The organism is Nonomuraea guangzhouensis, assembly GCF_019396345.1.
Classification (GTDB): domain Bacteria; phylum Actinomycetota; class Actinomycetes; order Streptosporangiales; family Streptosporangiaceae; genus Nonomuraea; species Nonomuraea guangzhouensis.
In genome coordinates, this window is the sequence record NZ_JAHKRM010000009.1 from 179,514 (window position 1) to 201,760 (window position 22,247).

Consider the following 22,247-nt stretch of genomic DNA (forward strand, 5'->3'; position numbering starts at 1 on the left):
GGGTGCCACGGGAGTCATCGCGGGTCCGATTCGGTGGTCGTGAACTCGATCTCGATGGCGATCTCGATGGTGTCGGCGACCACGACGTTGCCGGCGCCGAAGGCGAGCTGAATGTCGACGCCGAACGCGGCGCGGCTGATGGTGGTGGTCGCCGAGAACCCGGTCCGCTCCGCGCCGGACGGGTCGTCGACGACGCCGAGGAACTCGGCCTCCATCTCGACGGTCCTGGTGACACCGTGCAGGGTCAACTCGCCCACCAGGATGAAGGTCTCGCCGTCGAAGCCGCGGACCTCGGTCGAGGTGAACTCGATCTGCGGGTACTTCTCCACGTCCAGGAAATCAGCCGACCGGATGTGCTGGTCGCGCTGTTCGTTCCCGGTGTGCACCGAGGCGGGGTCGATGAGGGCGGTCACCCGGCCGCCGCCCTCGCCGACGGTCAGCGCCGCCGAGGCGAGCGCGAACTTCCCCCTGATCTTGCCGACGCCCATGTGGCGGACCTTGAACGAGATGTCGGAATGAACGGGATCGCCGACCCAGGTGCCGGCGGTGAGGGTGCTATCGACGGTGATCATGGCGTTGGACTCCCTTTGTACGGCCCGGCCTGCCCGGGCGAATACTGATATGCGCCCAGCATGCGAGATTGTCCAGCGGGGTTGAATCCCAGATTTCTGGGATGATGCCGCCGACCGTCATAAAATCCCGACCATGGTCAACGCGATGGCGGCGCATGCGCGCGTCCGCGAAGAAATCGTCAGGCTGGCTCACCGAGGGTTGTCCGTGCCGGAGTTCTCGCGGGCCGTCGGCGACGCCTTGGGCCGGGCCGTGCCCGCCGAAGGCACCTGCCTGATGACGACCGACCCGGCGACCATGCTCCCGACCGCCGAGTTCGTGGAGAACGGCCTGCCCGCGGCAGAGCTGCTCCGGCTCGTGGAGATCGAGGTGCGTGAGCCGGACTTCAACACGTGGGTACAGCTCGCCCAGGCCGACCGCCCGGCCGGCAGTCTGAGCGAAGCCACCGCCGGTGACCTCGACCGTAGCCTGCGCCAGCGGGAGATCCGTCGCCCCGGAGGATTCTCCGACGAGTTGCGGGTGGTGCTCGCCGGCAGCACGGGGACATGGGGGCAGCTGACCGTGTTCCGGGAGGCGAAGCGCCCGTACTTCTCCTTGGCCGAGGTGGAGTTCGTATCGTCGATCGCCCCCCTGATCACCGATGGACTACGGCGCGGCCTGTTGCTCGGTGACGCACAGGCCGCCGACGACGACGTCGGTCTGCTGGTTCTCGACGCCGATGACGGCGTGCGCATGTCCAACAAGGCAGCGGATCGTTGGCTGGACGAGCTTGGCACCGGTGACAGAGCGGGCGCTCGGCTGCCGCTGGTGGTCTCCGCTGTCGCCCGCCAGGCCCGTTCCCTCTGCGGCCCGGCAACGAGTACGGCACCTGCGCCGACCGATCTCCGGCCGGCCAGGGCCCGAGCGCGCACCCGGGCCGGTCAGTGGCTGATCGTCCGAGGCTCGCTGCTGAGTGACGGTCCGGAACCGCAGGTCGCGGTGATGCTGGAAGTCGCTCGCCCCGCCGAGATGGCGCCCCTGATGGTCGATGCCTACGGCTTCACCGACAGCGAGCGCCGGGTCACCGAGCTGGTGGCCAAGGGCTTGTCCACCAAGCAGATCGCCGGTCGGCTGCACGTGTCGTCGTACACCGTGCAGGACCACCTGAAGTCGATCTTCGCCAAGTCGGGCACCGGTTCACGCGGCGACCTGATCGCCCGGCTGTTCCTCGATCACCATGCCGTCTCCTTGACGTCGGGAGTCGCGGCACACACGTGAAGGCCAGGTTTCCCAGGACAGTGGGGTAAGTGCGGCCGCGGTGGGATGGCTGCTGGTTGTGTTCCAGGCGGTCTCGGTGTTGACCAGCCTGGGTCAGCCGCACAGCCCGGCCGGTGCGCCCCACTGGCGCACCGGCCGGGCCCTGGCTAGCGGACGGTGACGCGGTCGCCCGGCGGCGCCGACACCGGCGAGTGGGCGACCAGGTACGTCGCGAGCGCCCCGGTGTCGTCGGGACCGCTCGTGTACGTGGTCGTCCCCTCCCAGCGCGGCCAGCCGTCGAATCCGGCGATAAGGCTCCAGCCGCCCGCGACCCTGATCTCCTGTGTGTCGGTCACCGGAGCCCCGTCGAGCGTCATCGACAGGACTTTCCCGCTGCCGAGGGTGTAGCGCAGCCCGGCCGACGGGGTCAGCACCCAACCGGCCGGGTTTGGTGTGGCCAGCAGCTTCTTGAGCTGGCCGCCGGTCATTGTCTGCACGTTGATGGCCAGCCCCGCGGGCTGCGCGTTCGACAGCTGCTCGAAGCCGATCGGTCCGGCCGGCAGGTCCGCCCTGACGTCGTACCTGTTGACGAGCGCGACCTGCGCGCCGGACCGGGCCCGCACCGACGCGAGCTGCGCATCGGCCGCCAGTTCGGCCAGCGGGCCGCCGCTCGCCGTGCGGGTGATGTCCTCGGCGGCGACGCCGAACGTCTCACCGGGTGGCGGAGTGCCGCACTTGAAGTAGTAGAGGACGTTGGACCGCAGGCCGTCGGGCTGGTTGACCTCGATTTGGACCGCGTAGTCCCGCGAGTCCGGCGTCCATTCCCACGAGACTGTCTCCAGTACGGCCTGGTAGACGAGGCCGCGTTCGGCGGGCACGGTGAGTGTCTTCCACTCCTGGGTGCCCACGAGGCGGTACTCGATCGTCTGCGCGCCCGCGGGCAGCCCCTCGAAGTAGCCGTGAACGTCGAAGGTGACCGGGCACTTCGACGCGGTGGTGCGCTCGAAGACGATGTCCAGCTTGCTTACCGCGTTCGTCGCGGCGGCCTGCGCCCCCGTAGCGAGGAGGCCGAGAGCCAGGGCCACGACGGCTACCAGCCCTCCCAGGCGACGTCGTGCCGAAGTCGATAAACCCAAAGGGATTCCTTTCTCGTGATCTTCGTAGCGGACAGATTCGATGGAGGCGACAAGATCCTTGATCGTTCACGCCTTCTCAGAATGGCGACCCGTTGGGCGGAGTGGTCGATATAAGTATCGAACACATCTTCATAGATAGACGCGAGATTTATGGACTTGAGGATCTATGCTGCCACTAGATCGAACACTATATCGAGATCACCCTCGCGCGCCAGCCCAGTGTTGGGATCGTGGTCATATTCCAACGAGACTTCTCGATAAGCGCTGAGCCGCAGGTCAGCGGGGTTCATCTCGGGCGGTCCAGCCGTGTTTGGCGGCCGTCACCCGAGCATCGCTGCAAGTCGACCTACTTGCCGCCCACGAACGCGCCGTCCGACTCAACGTCCGCGTCCAACAGCTTGAGAAACGCCTGTCCGAGCTGCTCGGCGAGCATGTCTGGCGCGAGTCCGGGCTCGGCGCGCCCACCGACATCGACGCCCTCAACCAACAGGTCACTCATCTGGAGCAGCAGGCCATAGAACTGCGCCTCCAACTCGAAGAACGCGACGACGACCTCGTCGCCGCTCGCGCCACCAACCGTGAACTCATGGCCCAGCTCAACCAATCGGACGCACGCCAGTGACAGGACAATCGCTGTATTCACCCGGTCGTTGGGCGAACTCCTGAACGTCGCCTGTGAGTCAGCGCACTGAGGACCTCGAGGACGAAGGGCGACTCTGATGGTCGGAACATCGGACAGGGTGCAGCACCAGGTGCCGCCTGCCATGCGGAAAATGCAAGGCTCGCGAGCGGGTTGGTGACCTACCGTGCCGTGAGTGAAGGATCACATTCCCCAAGCAGTTCTGGATGCGGTACTGGGCCGCCCCGGAGGCTCGCTCGTGTGGTGCCGAAGCGAACCGATCATCGGCAGTTCCGGGGCCGCCACCGGCGCTGTGTCCAGACTGTCGGGCTTGGCACAGCTCGATCATGACCAGGTCTCCTTCACCATGATCCGCAAAGCCTGCCGACCAGTGACCACCGGACGCCACGCCGCCGGTGCCGTCGACCCCCGGCACTGGGCCTACTGGCGGCGGGAACCTCTCGCCTATGCCAGCGGACTGCTACCGAGGGGACCAGGTCTGGCCGCCGCACGCTGCTATGGCGTTATTGACGACATCGTCTATCTCGCCGACGTCGGCACCACCCCGCAATCCCCACACGTGGCTGCGCACCGGCTCGGCCGCTGGCAGGCCTACGCCACCGTGCCCGACGTGCCGTGGCTGTCAGGGCACCAACTCGTCCAGCGGATCGCGGTCAGTGAGCTGAGCTGGACCGGCATGGACGTGCATCCACACTTCCCGGCGTTGTGGCAGCGACGCCGGGAACTGTTGAAGCGGCTGGACCAGGTCCCTCGAGTGCTCGTGCACGGCGACTTCTCCTGCGGCAACCTCATCGCCGCCAACGACGGTGGCGACACCGTGGTGCTGGACTGGGCGACGTTCGGGGTGGGCCCGGTGGGCGCCGATCTCGCATCACTGGCGCTGACCACGCTCGGGCGCCATATGGCCGACTACCTCGACGGGTTGGCCGGCTGCTTCGATGCCAGCGACGTTGAGCTGGGCTACCGGGGGACGCTCGCACTGACCGGAGCCGGTCGCATCCATTGGATGCTGTCGCGCGGGGTGACGCCTCCCGTCGGTTACGTCGACTTCATCACGACCGAGACCGCCTCAATGTAACCACCATGCCTGCGCCATCGCCGTTGCTCCCGCGCCTCGCTTCCGACACGCAGCAAGGTCATCGCACCACACGTGTCGCAGTCGCTACTGTCTTCCCCAACAGCCTCTGAGCTGCACAAACGTGAGGATCAAATCTCCGGCGAGCGTAGCAACCCCCGGAGAAGGTATCGGTCTCCGCAAGCAGTTGAATCAGGAAGACGTCACGGGCGTGCCAGGCCGAGCAGCACACCGATCCCCTCATCCGACAGCCCCTCATAGCCCGGGACCGCGACCCGGAACTTGCTCGTGCGGACCATCACCGTCCGGTTCTGGCCGTCCTCGCCCGTGTCGAATCCCCCGGGCAGGTAGCGCAGATACTTCGGCTGGCTCAATGCGTTGACCAGCGCCGGCGGCACCCACCCCTGCAGGCGGCACCACGACAGGAACTCTCCGACCGTCCCCATGATCGCGTTCGCGATGCCCTCGCTGCGGTCGCCCTCGGCCTGCGCGAGCGCGTCCGCATCGGCTCGTCCACCAGCCAGCGCATCAATCGCCATCAACTGCGCCAGATTCGGGCTCGACCAGTCCACGCCGTACCCCAGGTAGTACTCCATCTACAAGGCGATCCGGCCCGCGTACGTCTTCACGGTGTTGAACGCCCGGCCCGCCGCGTGCAGCCCCGCCAGGTACGCGCACGCCTCGACATTCAACCCGAGGTCCTCATCGAAGACCACCACCCACTCAGGCCGGAAGTACCTAGGCAGTGCACCTGACATGACTGAAGACCCTGTATATCTGTGTGGCAAGTACGCGCCAATCCTACTTATCGCACATGGCTGACTACTGAAAGTCAGCCGGGTCGGCTTGGGGCGGGCGTCGCCGGGCAGGTACTCGACGGTCAGCCGGATGAGCGTTCCCTCGATGATTGGCAGCTCGCCGTCGTGGGCGATCCAGGCGGCGCGGCGGGTGAGCCGGTGGCCAATTGTAAGCTGCACGCCATGTCAGTTAATCTCGGGTTTGATTTCATCATCACCGGTTTCACCGACTTTGACCAAGCGAACCTAGTGGTCGAAGCAATCGCTGAAGTGATGCGCGACGAACTCATCCACGATCAAGGCGTGGGGTTCGGAAGCGCCATGCTGGACGACGAGATAGTGGTCACTGGAGAGACCAGCTCGCCGCTGAGTATCACGCGTGCTCATCTGTGGCGTTCCGAATTTGAGGAGCAAGTTGCTGCAGCGGCCCGGGATGTGGTGCCAGACACAAACACGAAGTTCAACTGGCACTATCCAGACCTCGACCAATAAATAGCGAGTCTCTAGCCTCAGCTTTTTCTTGAGACCAAATCCTGGGCGCATGCCCCCGATCTCGCCGGCGAACACACCCGACGGATCCGTCACTCGGCCGCCGGTCGATGTCACCTCCGTGTCTCGGAGGCGTTGCCGTGCGCGAGCGAGGGCCATCGGTCCGCGGCCCACTCCGGCCAGCCCAGCCACCCCGGTGGCGGACCGGGGATGTCGCCGCCGCCGAGTTCGGCGGCATCTGGTGCCTGGAACTGCTTCCACCATTCGTCGATGTCCGCCTCGCTCATCGGAAATGTCGTGTGCGGTGCGGTTGCCTGGCGGTGTGCGATCCGGGCGCGTTGGACGTCCTTGTCGATGGGCAGGTAGATGACGTGGCAGGCTGCCCCGGCCGATGTTGCCAGCCAGCGCAGTGCCGACCGTTCGTCGCGGCTCCAGAGCCCGAAGTCGAGCACGACGTTGGTGCCCAGTCGCAGCGCTTTCAGCGCTAGTGCGATGAGCCGTCCTTCCAGGATGTCGCGCTTGCCGTCGGGCTGCGACCCGTCGAACAGGGAGATCATCCACTCGTCCGGGGTCAGCCGCAGCGCGCGGTGCGCCGCGGCGAGTTCTTCGGCCCGGGTGGTCTTTCCAGCGCCGGGGAGCCCGACCATCAGGAGAAGTTTGGCGGGTTCGGTCTGCACGTCATGGTTCGGCTTCGCCTTCGCGGTGGCTGCGGCCAGCTCGTCGGCGACGGCGAGGAATGCCTCGGACGTACGAGGGAAAGGATCTTGGTGCGTCTGATGGAACTGCTGCGACATGGATGTGCTCCCCGGTTCACGCAGGACGATCCGGCAGCACAGCGAGACACGCGATCGGGCTGCCGGCGGGACACTGATCCGGCGGTACGCCCCGGCACTGACCCCAGCGGGGGCAGGCAATGAGGCCGCGGTTCACGACAACCGCGATACCGCCGCTAAGCGGCGGCGCGGATGTTCATAGCGGCGAAGCAACCCATGGCGCCACCATATCCGACAGCACCAGCATGGTCGTCGACCGCGGCCGCGATCAGTGACCGTTCGGTCCTACCACTGCCGATCAGTACAGCGGCTCCAAGTCGTCCTCATCGTCGTCGGTATCGTCGGTGTCCGCCGCGTTGAGGGCCTGTTCCTGGATCCAGTGACATCCCAGAACGGGTGCACGCCGCTGACGCCTACCCCGCACTCGACATCAAGATCAGAGGCGAGCTGCTATCAACCCCGACTTCGCGGCGATCAGGTGTCATAGTTCCAGGCCGCCCCGGAACCGCGATACTCCATGACCGAGATCGGATATACACCAGGGCGCATTCTGGCCCGATACAGCGTCCCCCCGAGGTGATCGACTTCGTGCGCTACCAGGCGGGCAAGTCCCCGCTCGAACACGGAGACACAACGGACACTCTCAAGGGTGTCGTACGCGACCTGAAGGGCCAATGGACGCGGCACGAGCCCGCGGACGTCGAAGAAGCTGAGGCACCCCTCGAACTGCTCGTCGGTCTCCGTCGACTTCTCAAGCACCACGGGATTGAGGAGCACCAGAGGCTCCCGCCCTGGTGGCCGGACGATGGCGGCGGCCCGTCCCTCGCCGATCTGGGGAGCAGCGATGCCCAGGCCTTTCGTGAAGTCGTGGACGGCCGCTACGCGGTCGGCGGCCGCGGTGAGCTCGCGGATGACTCTGGATGCCTCCTCTACCTCGGCCGGGAACACGAACGGGCGAGCGGCTTCCAGCAACATGGGATCACCCTCCTGAACGATCCCAGCTGCCCGCATCAGGTCTGTCAGATTCTCACGCGGCATCAGCACAGCTCTCCTTTGCTGCCCGATCAGGCCAGGCAATCGACCAATCACGTCAACTGCCTGCCGCCGACGTCTGACCAGCGAGGACGGGACTCTTCATCACAGCAGCGCCGGATAGGAGATGGAGCCGGGCCAGACGAGCCTGCCCTCCTTGGCCACCGTCGCGAGCGCGGCCCGGAGCCGGCAGGCTCGATCAGCCGATCGGTGGTGCGAGGTATTCCAGCGCATAACCCTCGCCGGAGGGGGTTACGCGGGCGATGCCGGGTGAGTCGAGGTGGGCGCCGGCTACGAAGTGGTGTGGTTGGGTCAGTTGTTCGAGGAGGGCCGCTCGCGCGGCGCGGGCCTGGGACTGGTTGCCGTCGAGCTCCCAGGACACGTTCGGCTGATCGAACTGGAGCGTGGGAACGTGAACGGTGTCGCCCCAGACGAGAAGGTGGCCGGTGCCGCTCCTGACGTCGTAGACGGTGTGACCGGGTGTGTGGCCCGGTGTCGGGATTGCGGTGGTCCAGTCGTTGATCGCGACCTTCTCCGACACGGGTACGACCCGGCCGCGGATCGGCTCGAGCCGCCCCGTGAACACCGAGGTGTCGCCCGCGCCGATCCACACGCGCTCGAGTTTGGTGAACGCCTCTGAACCGTCCGGCGCGATCAGGCCGCTCACGTGGTCTTCGTGCTTGTGGGTGATGGCCACATCGGTGACATGCGCGCGGTCGACTCCCGCTTCGTCGAGCGCGTCGTAGATCAATCCCATGGTGGGGTCGTGCCAGGCGTTGGACGCGCCGGTGTCGATGAGAACCGACCGCGTGCCGTCGGTGACGAAGAAGGCGTTGACCGACAGCCGCAGGTTGTCGCCGGCCAGCGGGACGGCGGCCGGCAGCTCATCGAGCGTGCGCCCATCCTCGTCGCGGAGCCGTGTCGGCGGCATGTCGATGTACCCGTCTCGCAACGAGATCACCTGCAGATCGCCGAATTCGAACGTGGCATGGTGCCGGCCACTCGAGATCAAACGCATGGAACCTCCATCGTGTTGGGCGCACATCGCGCGTCTCCGATAGAAGACTCTATCTTCTTTAGAAGAAACCCTACACTGTGGGCAGCAAGGTACCCATCGATCGAGGAGCACGGTGGTCGAGCAAGACGGAAACGCGGCCGAACCTGAGCACGGTGACGACCTGGCCGGCGCGTTCGGCGGTAACGTGCGGCGACGCCGCGAGGAGGCGGGCCTGACGCTGGAGCAGCTGTCCACACAGTCGTCGGTCAGCCGGGCGATGCTGTCCAAGGTCGAACGCGGCGAGAAGAGCCCGACGATCGGCGTCGCATCCAGGATCGCCCACGCCCTCGACGCGTCGCTCTCGGACCTGATCGGTGCGCCGGCTGCTGCCGCGTCCGGTGTGGCCATTGCCATGCGCAAGAACGATCGCCCCGTTTTCCGCGACCCGGAAACCGGCTTCGAGCGGCACATGGTGTCAGCGGCCCCGGGCGCGGGAAGAGCCGAGATGGTCGTCCACTACCTCCCCGCGCAGGTCTCTACCGGGCTGCTGCCCGCGTATCCGCCGGGTACGGAGAAACAACTCGTGGTGCTCGGAGGCACCCTCACCGTCGCGATCGGCGGGATCAGCGAGACCCTGAACACAGGCGACTCCCTGTTCTTCCAGGCCGACGCGGACCACGGCTTCGCCAACCGAACGAACGCCCCCTGCGAATACATCATGGTCATCTCGCGCAGAACCTGATCGGCCGTAGCTTGCGGGCCTGGACAAAGCTGCAGCCCGCATTCGGGCGGTCTGATCATGGCGGGAGGTCGCGCCAGCGTTCGGCCGACGCCAGAGCGTCCAGGCTGATCCGCTCCAGGAACGCACCGCCCCTGGCCAGGCGGCGTCCCACAGGCGTGTCGAGCCCGAGCGTCTGCCCCGCCGCCTTCGCGATCTCCGCCGCCGCGAGCGTCTGCCGCGAGCTGATCACCGTCGAGTGGTACCAGGCGTCGTCGTCGACCACGTAGATGTCGCGCCGCCGCCGCGGATCGCGTTCGCGCCTGATCAGCCCCTGCTGGGTCAGGTAGCCCACCGCCGTGGAGATCGAGGCGGGGCTGACTTTCAGCCCGCGCGACAGCTCGGCCGCGGTGAGCCTGCCGTCCTCGCTCAGCCACAGCCCGATGAGCACGCGCGCCATCATTTTCGGCAGGCCCATCCCGACCGCCATCTCGACGGCTCCCTCTTCTATCTCGAAGACCTTGCGGTCCTGGGGTTCGGCCTCGGGCGAACGTGCCGGGGTGCCGCGCCGCGCCCGCCGCGCTGCCGCCTGGTGCGCCCGCTCGGGGCGGTAGTCGCTGGGGCCGCCGTTGCGGCCGACCTCGCGGCTGATCGTCGAGGTCGGCCGGTCCAGCCGCCTGGCGATCTCGGCGTAGGAGCGGCCTTCGGCGAGGCCGGTCGCGATGCGCCGGCGGTCCTGCTGGGTCAACCTTCCTTCTGACATGACACCATGATTGCGTTCGACGCCACACAATGCAACGTTTCATTGCATTCAGCTTCAGCGCCAACGCATCAATTTATCCACTTTTACCTGCACCTATGTGCATCGATTGATTGACATAATTTCTGAAAGCAACGTAGCTTTCAATCGTGATGAATACGTACTATCGCGATGAGCCGGTCACTCCGTCCCTCGACCGCGCACCCGCCTGTCCCTTCGATCCCGCCCCTTCGCTCACCGCCCCGCGCGCAGAGCAGCCAATCGCCCGCCTGGCCGCGCCCGAGGGCGCCCCCGGCGTCTGGATGATCACCGGATACGACCTGGTCCGCCAGATCCTCGCCGACCCGCGGTTCAGCTCCCGCAACGAAACCCATTACCACCCCCTGGCGGGCGGGCACCTGCCGCCCGCACCCGCCGGCGACCTGACCGGCATGGACGCACCCCAGCACACCCGGTTCCGCAAGCTGCTGGCAGGCAAGTTCACCGTCCGCAGGATGAACCTGCTCACCGAGCGGGTCACCGAGATCACCCGTGAGCGGCTCGACGCGATGGAGCGGCAGGGGCCGCCCGCCGACCTCGTCGAGGTCTTCACGCAGCCGGTTCCAGCGCTGATGATCTGTGAGCTGCTCGGCGTACCGTACGAGGACCGCGACCAGTTCCAGAGCTCCACCCGGGCCCTGCCGGAGGCCGGGACCGCTGAGGCGCAGTACGCCGCCTTCGTCGAGCTCGGCACGTACCTGCGGGAGCTCGCGCTCGCCAAGCGGGCCAAGCCGACCGACGACCTGCTCAGCGACCTGGCCACCGGCGGAGACCTGACCGACGAGGAGCTCGGCGGCGTGGCCGCGCTCCTGCTCGGCGCCGGGCTCGACACCACCGCCAACATGCTCGCGCTCGGCACCTTCGCCCTGCTGCGCAACCCGGCCCAGCTCACCGCCCTGCGCGGCGACCCCGACCTGGCCGTCGGAGCCGTGGAGGAGTTGCTGCGTTACCTGTCCGTCGCCGCCACCGGTATGCGCGGCGTACTGGAGGACGTGGAGCTCGGCGGCAGGCAGCTCAGGGCGGGCGACACGGTCGTCATCGCGATCAACGCCGCCAACAGGGACCCGGCCAGGTTCGCAGGCCCCGACGTGCTCGATCTGCGCCGCTCGGCCGCCGGGCATCTGGCCTTCGGCCACGGCGTCCATCAGTGCCTCGGTCAGCAGCTTGCCCGCATCGAGATGCGGGTCGCGTTTCCCGCGCTGCTCATCCGCTTCCCGACGCTGCGGCTCGCCGTACCGGCTGAGGAGCTGTCGCTGCGCACCGACCCCTCGCAGGTGTACGGCGTGCACAGCCTGCCCGTCACCTGGGATCAGGGCTGAACGCGATGCGAACCTTCGTCTCGGTGACGGGGCTGCGTAAGTCCTACGGCGCCCACCGCGTCCTGGACGGCATCGATCTCACCATCCCGCAGGGCACCGTCTTCTCGCTGCTCGGCCCCAACGGCGCGGGCAAGACCACCACAGTGCAGATCCTGTCCACCCTGATCAAGGCCGACGCGGGCGAGATCCAGGTCGCCGGGTACGACCTGGCCAAGGAACCCGACAACGTGCGTGCCGCGATCGGCGTCACCTGCCAGTTCTCCGCGGTCGACAGCTTCCTCACCGGCGAGGAGAACCTGCGGCTCATGGCCGACCTGCTCCACCTCGGCCGCGCCAAAGGCCGCGGGCGCGTCCGCGAACTGCTGGAGCGCTTCGACCTCACCGACGCCGCGCGCAAGCCCGCGGTCACCTACTCGGGCGGCATGCGCCGCCGGCTCGACCTCGCCATGACCATGGTCGGTACGCCCAAGCTCATCTTCCTCGACGAACCGACCGCAGGCCTGGACCCGCGCAGCCGTCGCACCATGTGGCAGATCGTCCGGGACCTCGTCCAGCAGGACGGCGTGACCATCTTCCTGACCACCCAATACCTGGAGGAGGCCGACGAACTCGCCGACCGCATCGCGCTGCTCAGCCAGGGCCGGCTGGTGGCCGAAGGCACCCCTGAGGAGCTCAAGCGAATGGTCCCCGGCGGCCACATCGTCGTACGCTTCGCCGACCCCGACGGGTACCGCAGGGCGGCCGGCCACGTCGGCGCCATCTCCAGCAACGACGCGGCGCTCACCGTCCAGATCCCCGACTCCGGCGGAGTCAGGACGCTGAGGAAGCTCCTGGAATGGCTGGACACGCATGCCATCGACGTCGCCGAGCTGTCGGTGCACACCCCCGACCTGGACGACGTCTTCCTCACCCTGACCCAGGAGCCCTCGACCAAGAAGCCATCGACCAAGGAGCCCTCCCGATGAGAGCGATCACCGACTCGGCGACGATGCTGCGGCGCCAGGTCAAACACATCTGGCGCTACCCCACGCTGATCCTCACGTTCGCGTCCGTGCCCGTGGTGTTCCTGCTGCTGTTCGTCTACGTCTTCGGCGGCACCATGGGCGCGGGCATCGGCGCCGACCGCGCCGCCTACGTCGGTTACCTCACCCCCGGCATCATGATCACGACGATCGTCGGGGCCGCGCAGGGGACCGCGATCTCGGTGGCGACCGACATGACCGAGGGCATCATCGCCAGGTTCAAGACCATGGCCATCGCCCGCGTCTCGGTGCTCACCGGGCACGTACTCGGGGCGATGGTGCAGACGTTCCTCGCGATCGCCATGGTGAGCGTGGTGGCGTTGCTGATCGGGTTCCGCCCGTCCGCCTCGGTGCTGGACTGGCTCGGCGTGGTCGGTGTGCTGGCCATGTTCACCTTCGCGATCACCTGGCTGTCGGTCGCGCTCGCCATGGTCACCAAGAACGTGGCCACGGCCAGCAACCTGCCGATGCCGCTGATGCTGCTGCCGTTCCTCGGCAGCGGCTTCGTCCCGACCGAGTCGATGCCGGCTGGTCTGCGGTGGTTCGCCGAGCACCAACCGGCCACCCCTGTCATCGAGACGCTGCGCGCGCTGCTGGCCGGGCGTCCGGCCGGGTCCAGCTTTCTGGAGGCGGCTGTGTGGAGCGCGGGCATCGCCCTGGTCAGTTATCTGTGGGCACGCAGGCTCTACAACCGGTGAGGTTCACTGGATTCGGTCCAGTCCGCCGCTTGCCCGTAGGGATGATCAGATCCTTGCGGATCTTGTCGACGGGTTCGCCGGCCGCGCGGCGCCGCAGGACGGTATGGATCATGTCGTCGGTGATGACAGCGGGACGGCCGCCGTGGTTGCCCTTGCGGGCTGCGGCGTCCAGCCTTCCAGCGTCGCCTCGCGAATCGCTTCCCGCTCGGTCTCGGCCCTCACGTCGATCATCGTTGCGGCCACCCTTGGGAGTACTGGGTGAGAAGCTCACCGGCACCGAGCTGATCACCGAGAGCGGACTGCGACGCGATGTCGTCCCGACAACGTTGAGGAAGTCCAGCCACACACCAGGGACCTCGCGCACCGCCGCCACGTCCTCGGCTTCCGATCCTTCATCGGGCTCACCCGGAAGAACAGGTTCAACCGCGGATCTGGCACCCTCCGGCGGGACGAGTATCGGCGTACCGTGCTGAGCACCGTTGCGGGCCGCACGCCCATGAACGTCACCGAAGCCCCCCCCAGGGCCTGACGACAATTCTTCCGAGCGGACGTCGGCTCTGGAAGTCCCAGGCCCTGTGATGATCAACAGCCGTTAGCATGGCGGGGTGGGAGAGGGGGCTGGCCTCGCAGTAGTCGAGCCCGAGCCTCCCCCAGGTGATGGCGATGATGCGCTGGCTGGTGGACGAGCCGACGCGGTCAAGCAGGCTGGGGGCGACGGCGCGGTATCGCAGCGAGGGCGCGAACGCGATCATGGGACAGGAGCCCCCTCCTGGAGGCTCATATACGTGGGGTACCCCTGGAGATTGCCGATCTAGTCGATGACCTGGGCGATGAACTCGGCGTAACCGTCCGCGTCCCAATTGAAATCGGACTTCGGTTTGTGGTCATGGATCTCCATCTCAAACAGCCAGCCCTCGCCGTAGGGGTCCCTGATGAGTAGCTCCGGAGTGTTGGCGAGCTCGGTGTTGACGGCGACGATTTTCGCGTCGACTGGCGCGCAGAAATCGCTCCCCTCCTCGTAAGAATCAGCATTCCCCTCCTCCCAGTCCTCGGCAGAATCAGCATCCCCCGCCTCACTCCAGCTGACCCGACCGATGTAGTCACCCAACTCGACGTAGCTACCTACCTCTGGCAACCGCACCCGCAGCCCTCTGTCGGGGATCTGACCTATGAAGAAGGTGGTGAAGCCGATCCTCACCCGGTCGCCAGGCGTGTCCAGCTTCCTGTTGCGCTTGAACCACTCCCCGTTGCCCCACATGTGCAGCTCACCGGCGTACAGGCGATCCTGGGGGTACTCGCTCACTTCTTCCTCCCGATAGAAAGGCAAACCGAACTCTTCTGATCTTCGCCCGGCGGCGGCCGTAGTGTCGAGGGCTGCACCCGGGCCCAGACCACCGCCGTGGCATGGTCATCCAGGAGGCCGCGCGCCCAGGTGGTCAGCACCGCGCGACGTTCGCGTCGCCCGCCGCGGGCCGGCGGCCTGATGGCCGCCGAGTGACCCTGACCCCACCTGGGCTCCCGAGTCAGCCTGAGCCGTACATCTGGTGGCACGCGACGTTGCGAATGGCGAACTGGGGCTTGTTCGGCGGGAACAGCTGGTCACACTTCTTGTCGATGACCGTGCCGGTGCTCCCGCCGGGCCGTTCGGGGTTGCCGGTGATCCGCCGGACACTGAGGCGGACCGGCTTCACGGTCGACCACGTGCAGTACCACAGCGACATGCTCAAGCCCTGGATCGCCCGCCGGGACCGGCTGGAGAAGTTCGTGCTCCGCCGCGACCCGCGCAACATCTCCCGGATCTGGGTGCTGGACCCCGACGGGCACGCCTACCTGCCGGTGCCGTACCGGACGCTGTCGCGCCCGCCGATCAGCGTGTGGGAGCAACGCGCCGCGATCGCCCGGCTGCGCGAGAGCGGCCGCGCCCAGGTCGATGAGAACGCCCTGTTCGCCATGGTGGAGCAGATGCGGCAAATCACCGAGAACGCGGCGGCCAAGACTCGTCGGGCTCGCCGGGAGGTCGAGCGCCGCTCGGCGACCCCCGCCCCGCGATCAGCTGCACCGACGCCCCCGCCGCCGGCAGAGGAATGCGCGGATGACACGCCGGTGCAGCCGTTCGAGGTGATCGAGCAGTGGTGAGCAGCGAGCCGGAGCCAGCAGCGGATCTGTCGCATCTGCATAAAAGCGCCCGGCCGGTGGCACAGCTCCCGGCCGCCGAGCGGCTGGCCGGGTTCGGGCGGATCGGTGGATTGGCTACACCCGCGCCACGCAGGCGCTGGACCAGCTGCACACGTTGCTGGGCTGACCGGCCAAGCAGCGGATGCGTGCACCTGGCTGCGGACGGGAGGATCATTCCTTGCGGCACACTCGGCCCAGCGCTGCAGTCCCTCCACGTCGGCGCCTACAACAATGATCGGCTGGATGGTCCGGACCTCGAACCTCCACCTGATCTTTCGACGGTCGCCGCTGGCTCGTGCTCCGTGCGCAGGTTGATCATTGAGACAGAGACGCTGAGGTCTCGGAACGGGCCGCCTGACACCATCGCCCATCGCCCGGCAAGAGGGGTCTTTCGGGACCGATTCTGGGACGCCGTTCGTCGCCAGCAGGCAGTTCGCGGTCACAGGCGAGCTGCGCTGGAACGGGAACGTACGCTGACGGCCCCTGCGGGCCCCCGTCAGGTGTCCGCCCTGGCCTGCGGGAAGGCGCTTGCCGTACGAAGCGGCGTTGCAGGTGCGTCCCGCACACCCTGGCCACACCACCGGCGCGAGGTTGCATCCAAGCGCGGATCAGCCATCGGTGACCCAGTCCATGTGTCCGATCCAGTGCTCGAGCAGCGCCCGATCCCCCTGCAGTTCCAGCGTGGGAGCCGCCTCCAGTGGGCGACGCCTGCTGATCACGAGCAGGAGCTCGACCGCTGGGCCGCGTACCACGACGTCCGCCTTGGTGTGCGTGCGCTCCAGCACGACCATGTCCGGTTCCCGGCGGGCCACCCACTCCCCGGGCGCGTCGGTCGCGTGGAAATGCAGAGTCTGACCGTCCCCGCGCATCGCATCGGCGAAGCCCGGCTTGTTCTCCCAATAGCCGCGGGAAGTCATCGTGTCCAGCCAGTCCTCGAGGGCCGCAACGGCAAGCTCCGGTGCCAGCTCGTACCGCATGCCGAGCGCCGCGGCCGCGTCCGCGCGATGCACGCAAACCTCGCCGAACAGCCGACGTGACCAGAACGGCACGCCTGCGCCGCCGCCCGACGGATCCCACACCGGCGTGTCATCCGCAACCGATGCGAACGCCTGTCGCGCCTCGGCCGCGCCGTCGCTCAGCCAGGCGCGCCACTGGCCCGAATCGGTCGGACCCGGAACGTAGCCGGCGTACGCCCTGCTCGGCTCGGTCATCTGCGCACCCACGAGCATCGCCACCATACGCTGTGTCCCGCCGACATGGTCGACAAGATCGGTCAGCGTCCACTTCGGACATGTCGGCACCGGGGCCGCCGCATCCCTGCCGTGCACCCAATCGGCAAACGTGCTCGTCTGCTCGACAACGGCCGTCAAATACGCGGATGTGTCCATCGTTGCACCTCCAAGTACTTTGTGATCTTCCCGAAGTTCGCGGGCCAGGTCACTCAATGCCGATATCGGTGATCAGGGGCTACCCGTGGTATCCGTACCTCGGGGGTTGGGCTGTTCGGCGAGCGTTGGCAGGACCAGCGCCGCCAGCCTTCTCAGATGCTTCATCGTGCCCTTCCCGCCGGACCGAACACGAGGCGCCGCGCATTCAGGCGGCACCGCAGGGTTAAGTGTCGAATACAACTGAAGCCCGGTCGAGGGCTGAAGCCGGACATTTACCGGACATTCCCCACTCAGGGATGTCGGCTTGCATCCTGGCGTTCCGGTAGACGATCGCGGCCTGGACCAGGTGAAGGGCCAGCGCGGAGACCTCGACGTGTTCGCCAAGCCGCATGATCGACCCCGGCGACCGCGTTGGTCTAGAGATCGACTGAATCGCCCACCGGGATGCGGGCGTATTCGGTCTCCTCCTCAAGCCACGCGTCGAAGTACTCCAGACCGACCTCGCTGAGCTGGATGTCGTGGATCGGGAACGCGCGGGCCGGCCGGACGCTTCGGACGAAGGTGATGGCCTCGCCGATCTTCACCCAGGGGCCGGCCGCCGGGACCAGCAGGGTGTCGACCTCGTCGGTGGGGACGAACAGGGAGTCTCCCGGGTGGTAGAGGCCGTCCACGATGAATCCGAGGTTCGGGCAGCCGGGCAGTCCGTCGATGACCTCAGCGTGTACGCCGCCCACGGCCTTCACGGTGAAGCCGGCGGCGGTGAAGGTTTCGTCCGTGGCGACCGCGACCGCTCCCTCGCCGAGTTCGGCGGCCAGCGCCGCATGGGTGTGGACGGTCAGCGCGGGGTTGCCCGCCCGGGCGGCCTTGAGTGCCTCGACGTCGACGTGGTCGGGGTGTTCGTGGGAGATGAGTACGGCGGAGGCTCCGCGCAGTGCCGCCTCCGCGTCGGAGAAGGTGCCAGGATCGATCACCAGCACCTGATCGCCGTCCTGGACGCGCACACAGGCGTGCCCGAAATGCGTGAGTTTCACTGGATCACCCTATCGGCCGGCCTCGACGTCGATGCCAACACGATCACCGTCCGGCAGCCCGGATCGTCTCGTGCCTGCCCCGCAACGGAGAGAGCCGGCAGGTCGACGATGTCGCACGCTGCCGGTGGCCATGTCGCCGTCGGGGCTGCTGGTCCGCAGCGGGGTTCGCGGATCAGCCAGGCGATGGCCTTTTCGCCCCCAGGGGGGTCGCAGAAACCCACCGGCCACCATCCGGCCGACCCTCTTGGAAGGTCCCACCCCGCGCGGGTCGAACCCGACGATGTCGAAGCGGCCGCGAAGCTCGGCGCTGAAGAAGCTGCTGCCGTGCACCACGAAGTCGACCAAGGAGCCGACCCGGGCGGCCGGGTCGGCGGCCTTGCGCCGGGCCAGCGCCAAGTCGACGGTGGCGCCGCCGGGGGTGTCCCAGTCGATGGGCACCTTCAGCGTGCCGCATTCGGCGGTCGCGCGCGCTGGAAGATCAGAAGCCTGCTGCCACCGCGGCGCCCAGCCCCAGCAGGACGACGCCGGTGGTCACGCTGAGTCCCCGCAGGACGGTCGGCTGCGATACCAGGGCGCGCCCTCGGCCGACGGCCCAGGTGAGCAACATGTACCAAGAGGCGCTGACGAGCGCCCACAGAGCTCCCAGGGCGACGGTCGACAGGAACACCGGGCCTTCGGCGGTCACGAACTGGGGTAGCACCGAAACGGCGAACACGCCCGCCTTGGGGTTGCCGAGGTTGGTGCTCAGGCCGGTGAGATATCCGGCCGCGAAGCCGGTGCGCCGCCCGCCCTCGCGGGAAGGGCGGGTGGAGACGGTGGTGAGCGCGGTCCGCAGCGTGTTCACCCCGAGGATCATCAGTACGATGCCGCCCGCGATCCGGAGCACCGCGTACGCGGTGGGGCTGGCCAGCAGGACGGCGGACAGCCCGGCCGCGGCGGCCGTGGACCACAGCAGGAAGCCGCTGGCATTGCCCGCGAGCGTGCCTTGGAGCGTACGTTGGCCGCCTTCCAGAACCTGCCGGATCATCAGGGCTTGACTCGCGCCTGGCAGCATCGCCAGCAGCAAGGTGGTGGCGATGAAAACGGGCACATGCGTGGGCATGGGAAAGAACCCCTTCCGGGGATCGCGGCCGATGGGTGTCCCACCAGCCTTCCCGTCCCGCGCCCCTAAGAGAAGTTAAAACAGGAGGGTGCAGCATTAGCATTAGTGAATGGTGGTGGATCCGGGACAGCTGCGGCTTCTCGCGTTGATCGAGCGGCACGGCTCCCTGACGGCGGCGGCTCACGCACTCCGGCTCACGCCCGCGGCGGTCACCCAGCAGGTGGTCAAGGCCGAGCGCGACTGGCAGGTGCCGCTGGTCATCCGTGGTCCTCGCGGGGCAACGCTCACCACGGCCGGTGCGCTGCTGGCCTCCCACGGCCGAACTGTGGAGGAGGCATCGGACAGGGCCGAGGCGGAACTGGCCGCACTGCTCGGTCACCTCTCGCTCCGTCTGCGGATCGGGACGTTCCAGGCGGCTGCCCTGCACCTGCTGCCACCGGCCCTGACGGCGCTGCGCCACCGCCACCCGGACGCCGACGTCTCCGTCGTAGACGTGGTGTCCGGACGTGGAGCGGACGAGATCAGCGCGGGGCGCCTGGACGTGGCCATCGTCGCGTCCTGGGGCAGGCCGCTCGCGCCGCCCTCACACGTACGGGCCCACTCGCTCCTGCTGGACCCGATGGTCGTGGTTCTCCCCGATGACCATCCACTGGCCACCGGGCAGCCCGCGGACAGCGAACTTCACCTGGAACAACTGCGCGACGAATCGTGGGTCTCCATCCTGGCCGGCCACGCCGCCCGCGGACAGTTCCACGACGCTGCCCGCGAGGCCGGCTTCACTCCCACGGTACGGTTCGAGACCGAGTCCTACGACGTCGCCCAGGCCCTCGTCGGCACAGGCATCGCAGTGGCCCTGGTCTCGCGCCTGGCCCTGACCCATGCGCCTGGCACCACCCATCGCGAACTGGCCCACCCCAGGCCCTACCGCCGGCTCTACGCCGTGACCAAAACCGACGCCGGCCTCACACCACTCGCAGACACGCTCATCGACCTCCTACGTGACGTCGCCCGCGACATCACCGCCACCTGGGAGGCTCCCCCGCAAGAAGAACAACGCTCATCGAACTCACCGCACGGAGCCTGAGAAGCGCCCGGTTCTGGCAAGGCGCACCGGGTGTACGCCGCCGGCGTCGCAGCCGTCCAGGCAACCTGAGAGAACCAAGTGCCTATCATTCGATCATGAATGATGCGGTCTGTGCGGTGCTCGACGCCGTCTCCAGGGGTGACTCAGCCGCTCTCGTCAGACTGTTCGCAGAAGGTGTCGATCCCGCCGTGAGCAGCGACGGCCATCCCGTGGTCCATGACGCGGCGGACACCGGCGAGGTCGATCTGGTGCGGCCGTTCCTCGACGCAGGTCTGTCGGTCGACACCGAGGACGTGTTGATGGGATGGACGCCGCTCATGTGCGCGGTCGGCGTCGGCCGCCTGCCGCTGGTGGAGTTCCTGATCAGCGCAGGTGCGGACGTCAACCGGATCGGGCGCGGGACGGAGTCGGGCACGGTGCTGACCTTGGCCCTGGAGCTCGCGGAGCCGCTGGCGATCGTGTCGGTGCTGCTGCGCGCGGGCGCCGACCCGAACCTGTCCCGGCCGGACGGCTGGACGCCGCTGATGCTGGCCGCCTACGAGGGGGACGTGGAGGTGATCCAGGCTCTGGTGGCGGCCGGGGCCGACGTGCTCGCGTCCAAGGACGACGGGAAGGTCACGCCGGTCAGCGTCGCCGAAGGATGGGGGCACGGCGATGCCGTACGCGTGCTGCGCGAGCTGGGCGCGGCCGACCCGGTCGACCTGTGCGCCGCGCGGCTGACCCTTCTGGTGTCGGAGATCTCCGCGTGGCTCGCCGAGCACGCGCGTCCCGACCACACGTCGCTGGTCAGGGCTCGCGGCGCCGCGGACCCGGCGGCGGTGGCCGGGCTCGAGGCCGCGATCGGGGAGCCGCTGCCCAGCGACTTCCGTGCGTACCTGCGGCTATTTGGCGGCTGTGGCGGGTTGGACCACTACGAGTACGCGGGGATGTCGGTCGAGCGGATGCTGAGCCGGTGGCAGAGCCTCAAGGACACGCACGATCAGGGGATCTTCGACGACCGGGTCCCCCACGAACTCGACCCGGCCAACGGCTGTGTGCGGTGCGTGTGGTGGCATCCTGGCTGGCTGCCGTTCGCCGAAGACAGCGGTGGCAACCTGCTCTGCGTCGACCTCGCGCCCGCACCCAACGGAAGCCGCGGCCAGGTGATCCAGTGGGAGATCCACGGCGGCCCGTACGGCCCGCGAGCCTGGTCGTTCGAGGATCATCTGCGCGAACACCGTGACACGCTGATCAGCGTGCGGCACACCTACGACGCGGAGGGACGCCTGGAACGCCCCTGCTGACGCGCGTCGCCCACGACCTGGTCAGGCTCCTCCCCCGGCGAGCGCCGACGCGATGAAGCGCCGGGCCGACGCCGCCGTCGCATCCGGGTCGTCCCAGGTGTCGCGCCAGACGGCCAGCGTGCTGGAGAGTCCAGGGGAGACCACCCGCGAAGAGAAGCTCTCGAACGTCATCACACCGTCGTAGCCGATCTCGCGCAGGGCGCCGAAGACGGCGGCGAAGTCGACCGTCCCGGTGCCCAGAGCGCCGCGGTGGCTCTCGCCGATGTGGACGTAACCGAGGACGCCCGCGCTGTCGGCGACCGCGCGGGCCAGGTCGTCCTCCTCGATGTTCATGTGGTACGTGTCCAGGTGCACGGCGATGTTCGCGGCCCCGATCTCGGCGATGAACGCCCTCGTCTGCGCCGCGGTGTTGAGGAGGTTGGACTCGTACCGGTTGACCGTCTCCAGGCCGAGCGTGATCCCGTGGTCGAGCGCGCGCCGGGCCACCCGACGCAGCGCGCCGGCGGCGTTGTCCCGGCCCGCGGCGGTGGGCGGGCCGCTGTGCTTGCCGAACGCGCCATAGATGACGCCACCCAGATAGGTGCTTCCGACGGCCGCGGCGAAGTCCAGCGCCGCGAGGAGGTAGCGTTCGCCCGCCGCCGAGACGGCGCCGTCGTCGCTGGCCAGATCGGCGTCGAACGGCAGGCCGACGGAGCACGTGGCCTCCATGCCGTGCCGTTCGAGCGCCTGCCTGGTGGCGGCGGGCGAGAGCGTGTCCGGCTCGAACACCGGGATCTCGACGACGTCGAACCCGCACGCCCGGGCCCTGCGGACCGTACTGTCGCAGTCCGAGGGCGACCAGCCACCGGCGAAGACGGCGGCGTGCACTCCGAGTTTGTTCATT

At 67.8% G+C, this 22,247-nt stretch carries 27 protein-coding genes; 10 read left to right on the forward strand and 17 right to left on the reverse strand.

Going from position 1 to position 22,247, the window contains the following annotated elements; genetic code table 11:
- Nucleotides 1-14 precede the first annotated feature (14 nt).
- Entirely contained in the window at nt 15-572 is a 558-nt protein-coding gene (locus tag KME78_RS20045; protein WP_219530615.1) for a YceI family protein, read from the reverse strand.
- 133 nt (nt 573-705) lie between these two features.
- Here KME78_RS20045 and KME78_RS64430 point away from each other — a divergent pair, with 133 nt between their 5' ends.
- Nucleotides 706-1,827 carry a helix-turn-helix transcriptional regulator gene (locus KME78_RS64430; protein WP_246651461.1) on the forward strand — a complete coding sequence of 374 codons (1,122 nt, stop codon included), beginning with the start codon at nt 706-708 and terminating at the stop codon, nt 1,825-1,827.
- A 146-nt stretch (nt 1,828-1,973) separates the two neighbouring features.
- On the opposite strand, the gene KME78_RS20055 is transcribed toward KME78_RS64430, so the two are convergent.
- Nucleotides 1,974-2,891: a 5'-nucleotidase C-terminal domain-containing protein gene (locus KME78_RS20055; RefSeq protein WP_219530616.1), complete on the reverse strand. Its 918-nt coding sequence runs from the start codon at nt 2,889-2,891 to the stop codon at nt 1,974-1,976.
- Between the two features lie 397 nt (nt 2,892-3,288).
- Nucleotides 3,289-3,546, reverse strand: a complete 258-nt coding sequence (locus KME78_RS20060; RefSeq protein ID WP_219530617.1) for a hypothetical protein — start codon at nt 3,544-3,546, stop codon at nt 3,289-3,291.
- Nucleotides 3,547-3,757: 211 nt separating this feature from the next.
- Between KME78_RS20060 and KME78_RS66230 the strand changes: the two genes are divergently transcribed.
- Nucleotides 3,758-4,660 (forward strand): phosphotransferase, encoded by a 903-nt coding sequence (locus KME78_RS66230; RefSeq protein ID WP_219530618.1) that lies wholly within the window; start codon nt 3,758-3,760, stop codon nt 4,658-4,660.
- Nucleotides 4,661-4,860: 200 nt separating this feature from the next.
- Here the strand turns inward: KME78_RS66230 and KME78_RS20070 are convergent, their stop codons facing one another.
- Nucleotides 4,861-5,253 (reverse strand): hypothetical protein, encoded by a 393-nt coding sequence (locus KME78_RS20070; RefSeq protein ID WP_219530619.1) that lies wholly within the window; start codon nt 5,251-5,253, stop codon nt 4,861-4,863.
- Nucleotides 5,254-5,415 (reverse strand): hypothetical protein, encoded by a 162-nt coding sequence (locus tag KME78_RS20075; protein WP_219530620.1) that lies wholly within the window; start codon nt 5,413-5,415, stop codon nt 5,254-5,256.
- 21 nt (nt 5,416-5,436) lie between these two features.
- Between KME78_RS20075 and KME78_RS20080 the strand changes: the two genes are divergently transcribed.
- Nucleotides 5,437-5,946 carry a hypothetical protein gene (locus KME78_RS20080; RefSeq protein WP_219530621.1) on the forward strand — a complete coding sequence of 170 codons (510 nt, stop codon included), beginning with the start codon at nt 5,437-5,439 and terminating at the stop codon, nt 5,944-5,946.
- Between the two features lie 110 nt (nt 5,947-6,056).
- Here KME78_RS20080 and KME78_RS20085 read toward each other — a convergent pair whose 3' ends face one another.
- From KME78_RS20085 to KME78_RS20095, 3 genes are all read right to left on the reverse strand, one after another.
- Nucleotides 6,057-6,737 (reverse strand): P-loop nucleotide/nucleoside kinase family protein, encoded by a 681-nt coding sequence (locus KME78_RS20085; protein ID WP_246651462.1) that lies wholly within the window; start codon nt 6,735-6,737, stop codon nt 6,057-6,059.
- A 453-nt stretch (nt 6,738-7,190) separates the two neighbouring features.
- Nucleotides 7,191-7,754 (reverse strand): peptide deformylase, encoded by a 564-nt coding sequence (locus KME78_RS20090; RefSeq protein WP_219530622.1) that lies wholly within the window; start codon nt 7,752-7,754, stop codon nt 7,191-7,193.
- A gap of 193 nt (nt 7,755-7,947) precedes the next feature.
- On the reverse strand, nt 7,948-8,766 hold the full coding sequence (locus KME78_RS20095; protein ID WP_219530623.1) for an MBL fold metallo-hydrolase: 819 nt from the start codon (nt 8,764-8,766) through the stop codon (nt 7,948-7,950).
- 112 nt (nt 8,767-8,878) lie between these two features.
- On the opposite strand from KME78_RS20095, the gene KME78_RS20100 reads away from it, so the two are divergent.
- Nucleotides 8,879-9,487 (forward strand): helix-turn-helix domain-containing protein, encoded by a 609-nt coding sequence (locus tag KME78_RS20100; protein ID WP_219530624.1) that lies wholly within the window; start codon nt 8,879-8,881, stop codon nt 9,485-9,487.
- Between the two features lie 55 nt (nt 9,488-9,542).
- Here KME78_RS20100 and KME78_RS20105 read toward each other — a convergent pair whose 3' ends face one another.
- The gene (locus KME78_RS20105) at nt 9,543-10,226 is read right to left on the reverse strand and encodes a helix-turn-helix domain-containing protein (RefSeq protein ID WP_246651463.1); all 684 of its coding nucleotides are present in this window, start codon (nt 10,224-10,226) and stop codon (nt 9,543-9,545) included.
- A gap of 149 nt (nt 10,227-10,375) precedes the next feature.
- Here KME78_RS20105 and KME78_RS20110 point away from each other — a divergent pair, with 149 nt between their 5' ends.
- Genes KME78_RS20110 through KME78_RS20120 form a run of 3 tightly spaced genes read left to right on the forward strand, consistent with a single transcriptional unit; the run spans nt 10,376 to nt 13,301 of the window.
- Nucleotides 10,376-11,581 carry a cytochrome P450 gene (locus tag KME78_RS20110; RefSeq protein WP_219530859.1) on the forward strand — a complete coding sequence of 402 codons (1,206 nt, stop codon included), beginning with the start codon at nt 10,376-10,378 and terminating at the stop codon, nt 11,579-11,581.
- 5 nt (nt 11,582-11,586) lie between these two features.
- The gene (locus KME78_RS20115) at nt 11,587-12,546 is read left to right on the forward strand and encodes an ATP-binding cassette domain-containing protein (protein ID WP_219530625.1); all 960 of its coding nucleotides are present in this window, start codon (nt 11,587-11,589) and stop codon (nt 12,544-12,546) included.
- Nucleotides 12,543-13,301, forward strand: coding sequence for an ABC transporter permease (locus tag KME78_RS20120; protein WP_219530626.1), 759 nt, complete (start codon nt 12,543-12,545; stop codon nt 13,299-13,301). The genes KME78_RS20115 and KME78_RS20120 overlap by 4 nt, the downstream gene beginning before the upstream one ends.
- Here KME78_RS20120 and KME78_RS20125 read toward each other — a convergent pair.
- From KME78_RS20125 to KME78_RS20135, 3 genes are all read right to left on the reverse strand, one after another.
- The gene (locus tag KME78_RS20125) at nt 13,264-13,674 is read right to left on the reverse strand and encodes a hypothetical protein (RefSeq protein WP_219530627.1); all 411 of its coding nucleotides are present in this window, start codon (nt 13,672-13,674) and stop codon (nt 13,264-13,266) included. The genes KME78_RS20120 and KME78_RS20125 overlap by 38 nt on opposite strands.
- A 438-nt stretch (nt 13,675-14,112) precedes the next feature.
- Entirely contained in the window at nt 14,113-14,604 is a 492-nt protein-coding gene (locus KME78_RS20130; RefSeq protein WP_219530628.1) for a biotin/lipoyl attachment domain-containing protein, read from the reverse strand.
- 220 nt (nt 14,605-14,824) lie between these two features.
- The gene (locus KME78_RS20135) at nt 14,825-14,992 is read right to left on the reverse strand and encodes a hypothetical protein (protein ID WP_219530880.1); all 168 of its coding nucleotides are present in this window, start codon (nt 14,990-14,992) and stop codon (nt 14,825-14,827) included.
- Between the two features lie 10 nt (nt 14,993-15,002).
- Between KME78_RS20135 and KME78_RS20140 the strand changes: the two genes are divergently transcribed.
- On the forward strand, nt 15,003-15,437 hold the full coding sequence (locus KME78_RS20140; RefSeq protein ID WP_308127043.1) for a Mu transposase C-terminal domain-containing protein: 435 nt from the start codon (nt 15,003-15,005) through the stop codon (nt 15,435-15,437).
- A gap of 647 nt (nt 15,438-16,084) precedes the next feature.
- Here KME78_RS20140 and KME78_RS20145 read toward each other — a convergent pair.
- The 4 genes from KME78_RS20145 to KME78_RS20160 form a co-directional block, all read right to left on the reverse strand.
- Complete coding sequence (locus KME78_RS20145; protein ID WP_219530630.1) at nt 16,085-16,864, reverse strand: maleylpyruvate isomerase family mycothiol-dependent enzyme; 780 nt, start codon at nt 16,862-16,864, stop codon at nt 16,085-16,087.
- 416 nt (nt 16,865-17,280) lie between these two features.
- Nucleotides 17,281-17,895, reverse strand: a complete 615-nt coding sequence (locus KME78_RS20150) for an MBL fold metallo-hydrolase (RefSeq protein WP_219530631.1) — start codon at nt 17,893-17,895, stop codon at nt 17,281-17,283.
- 9 nt (nt 17,896-17,904) lie between these two features.
- Entirely contained in the window at nt 17,905-18,333 is a 429-nt protein-coding gene (locus tag KME78_RS20155) for a hypothetical protein (protein ID WP_219530632.1), read from the reverse strand.
- Between the two features lie 40 nt (nt 18,334-18,373).
- A complete protein-coding gene (locus KME78_RS20160) occupies nt 18,374-18,997 on the reverse strand; it encodes a LysE family translocator (protein ID WP_219530633.1) in 624 nt (207 codons plus the stop codon).
- Nucleotides 18,998-19,106: 109 nt separating this feature from the next.
- On the opposite strand from KME78_RS20160, the gene KME78_RS20165 reads away from it, so the two are divergent.
- The gene (locus tag KME78_RS20165) at nt 19,107-20,081 is read left to right on the forward strand and encodes a LysR family transcriptional regulator (protein WP_219530634.1); all 975 of its coding nucleotides are present in this window, start codon (nt 19,107-19,109) and stop codon (nt 20,079-20,081) included.
- A gap of 95 nt (nt 20,082-20,176) precedes the next feature.
- Entirely contained in the window at nt 20,177-21,364 is a 1,188-nt protein-coding gene (locus KME78_RS20170) for an ankyrin repeat domain-containing protein (protein WP_219530635.1), read from the forward strand.
- A 21-nt stretch (nt 21,365-21,385) separates the two neighbouring features.
- Here KME78_RS20170 and KME78_RS20175 read toward each other — a convergent pair whose 3' ends face one another.
- On the reverse strand, nt 21,386-22,246 hold the full coding sequence (locus KME78_RS20175) for a sugar phosphate isomerase/epimerase family protein (RefSeq protein WP_219530636.1): 861 nt from the start codon (nt 22,244-22,246) through the stop codon (nt 21,386-21,388).
- Nucleotide 22,247 lies beyond the last annotated feature (1 nt).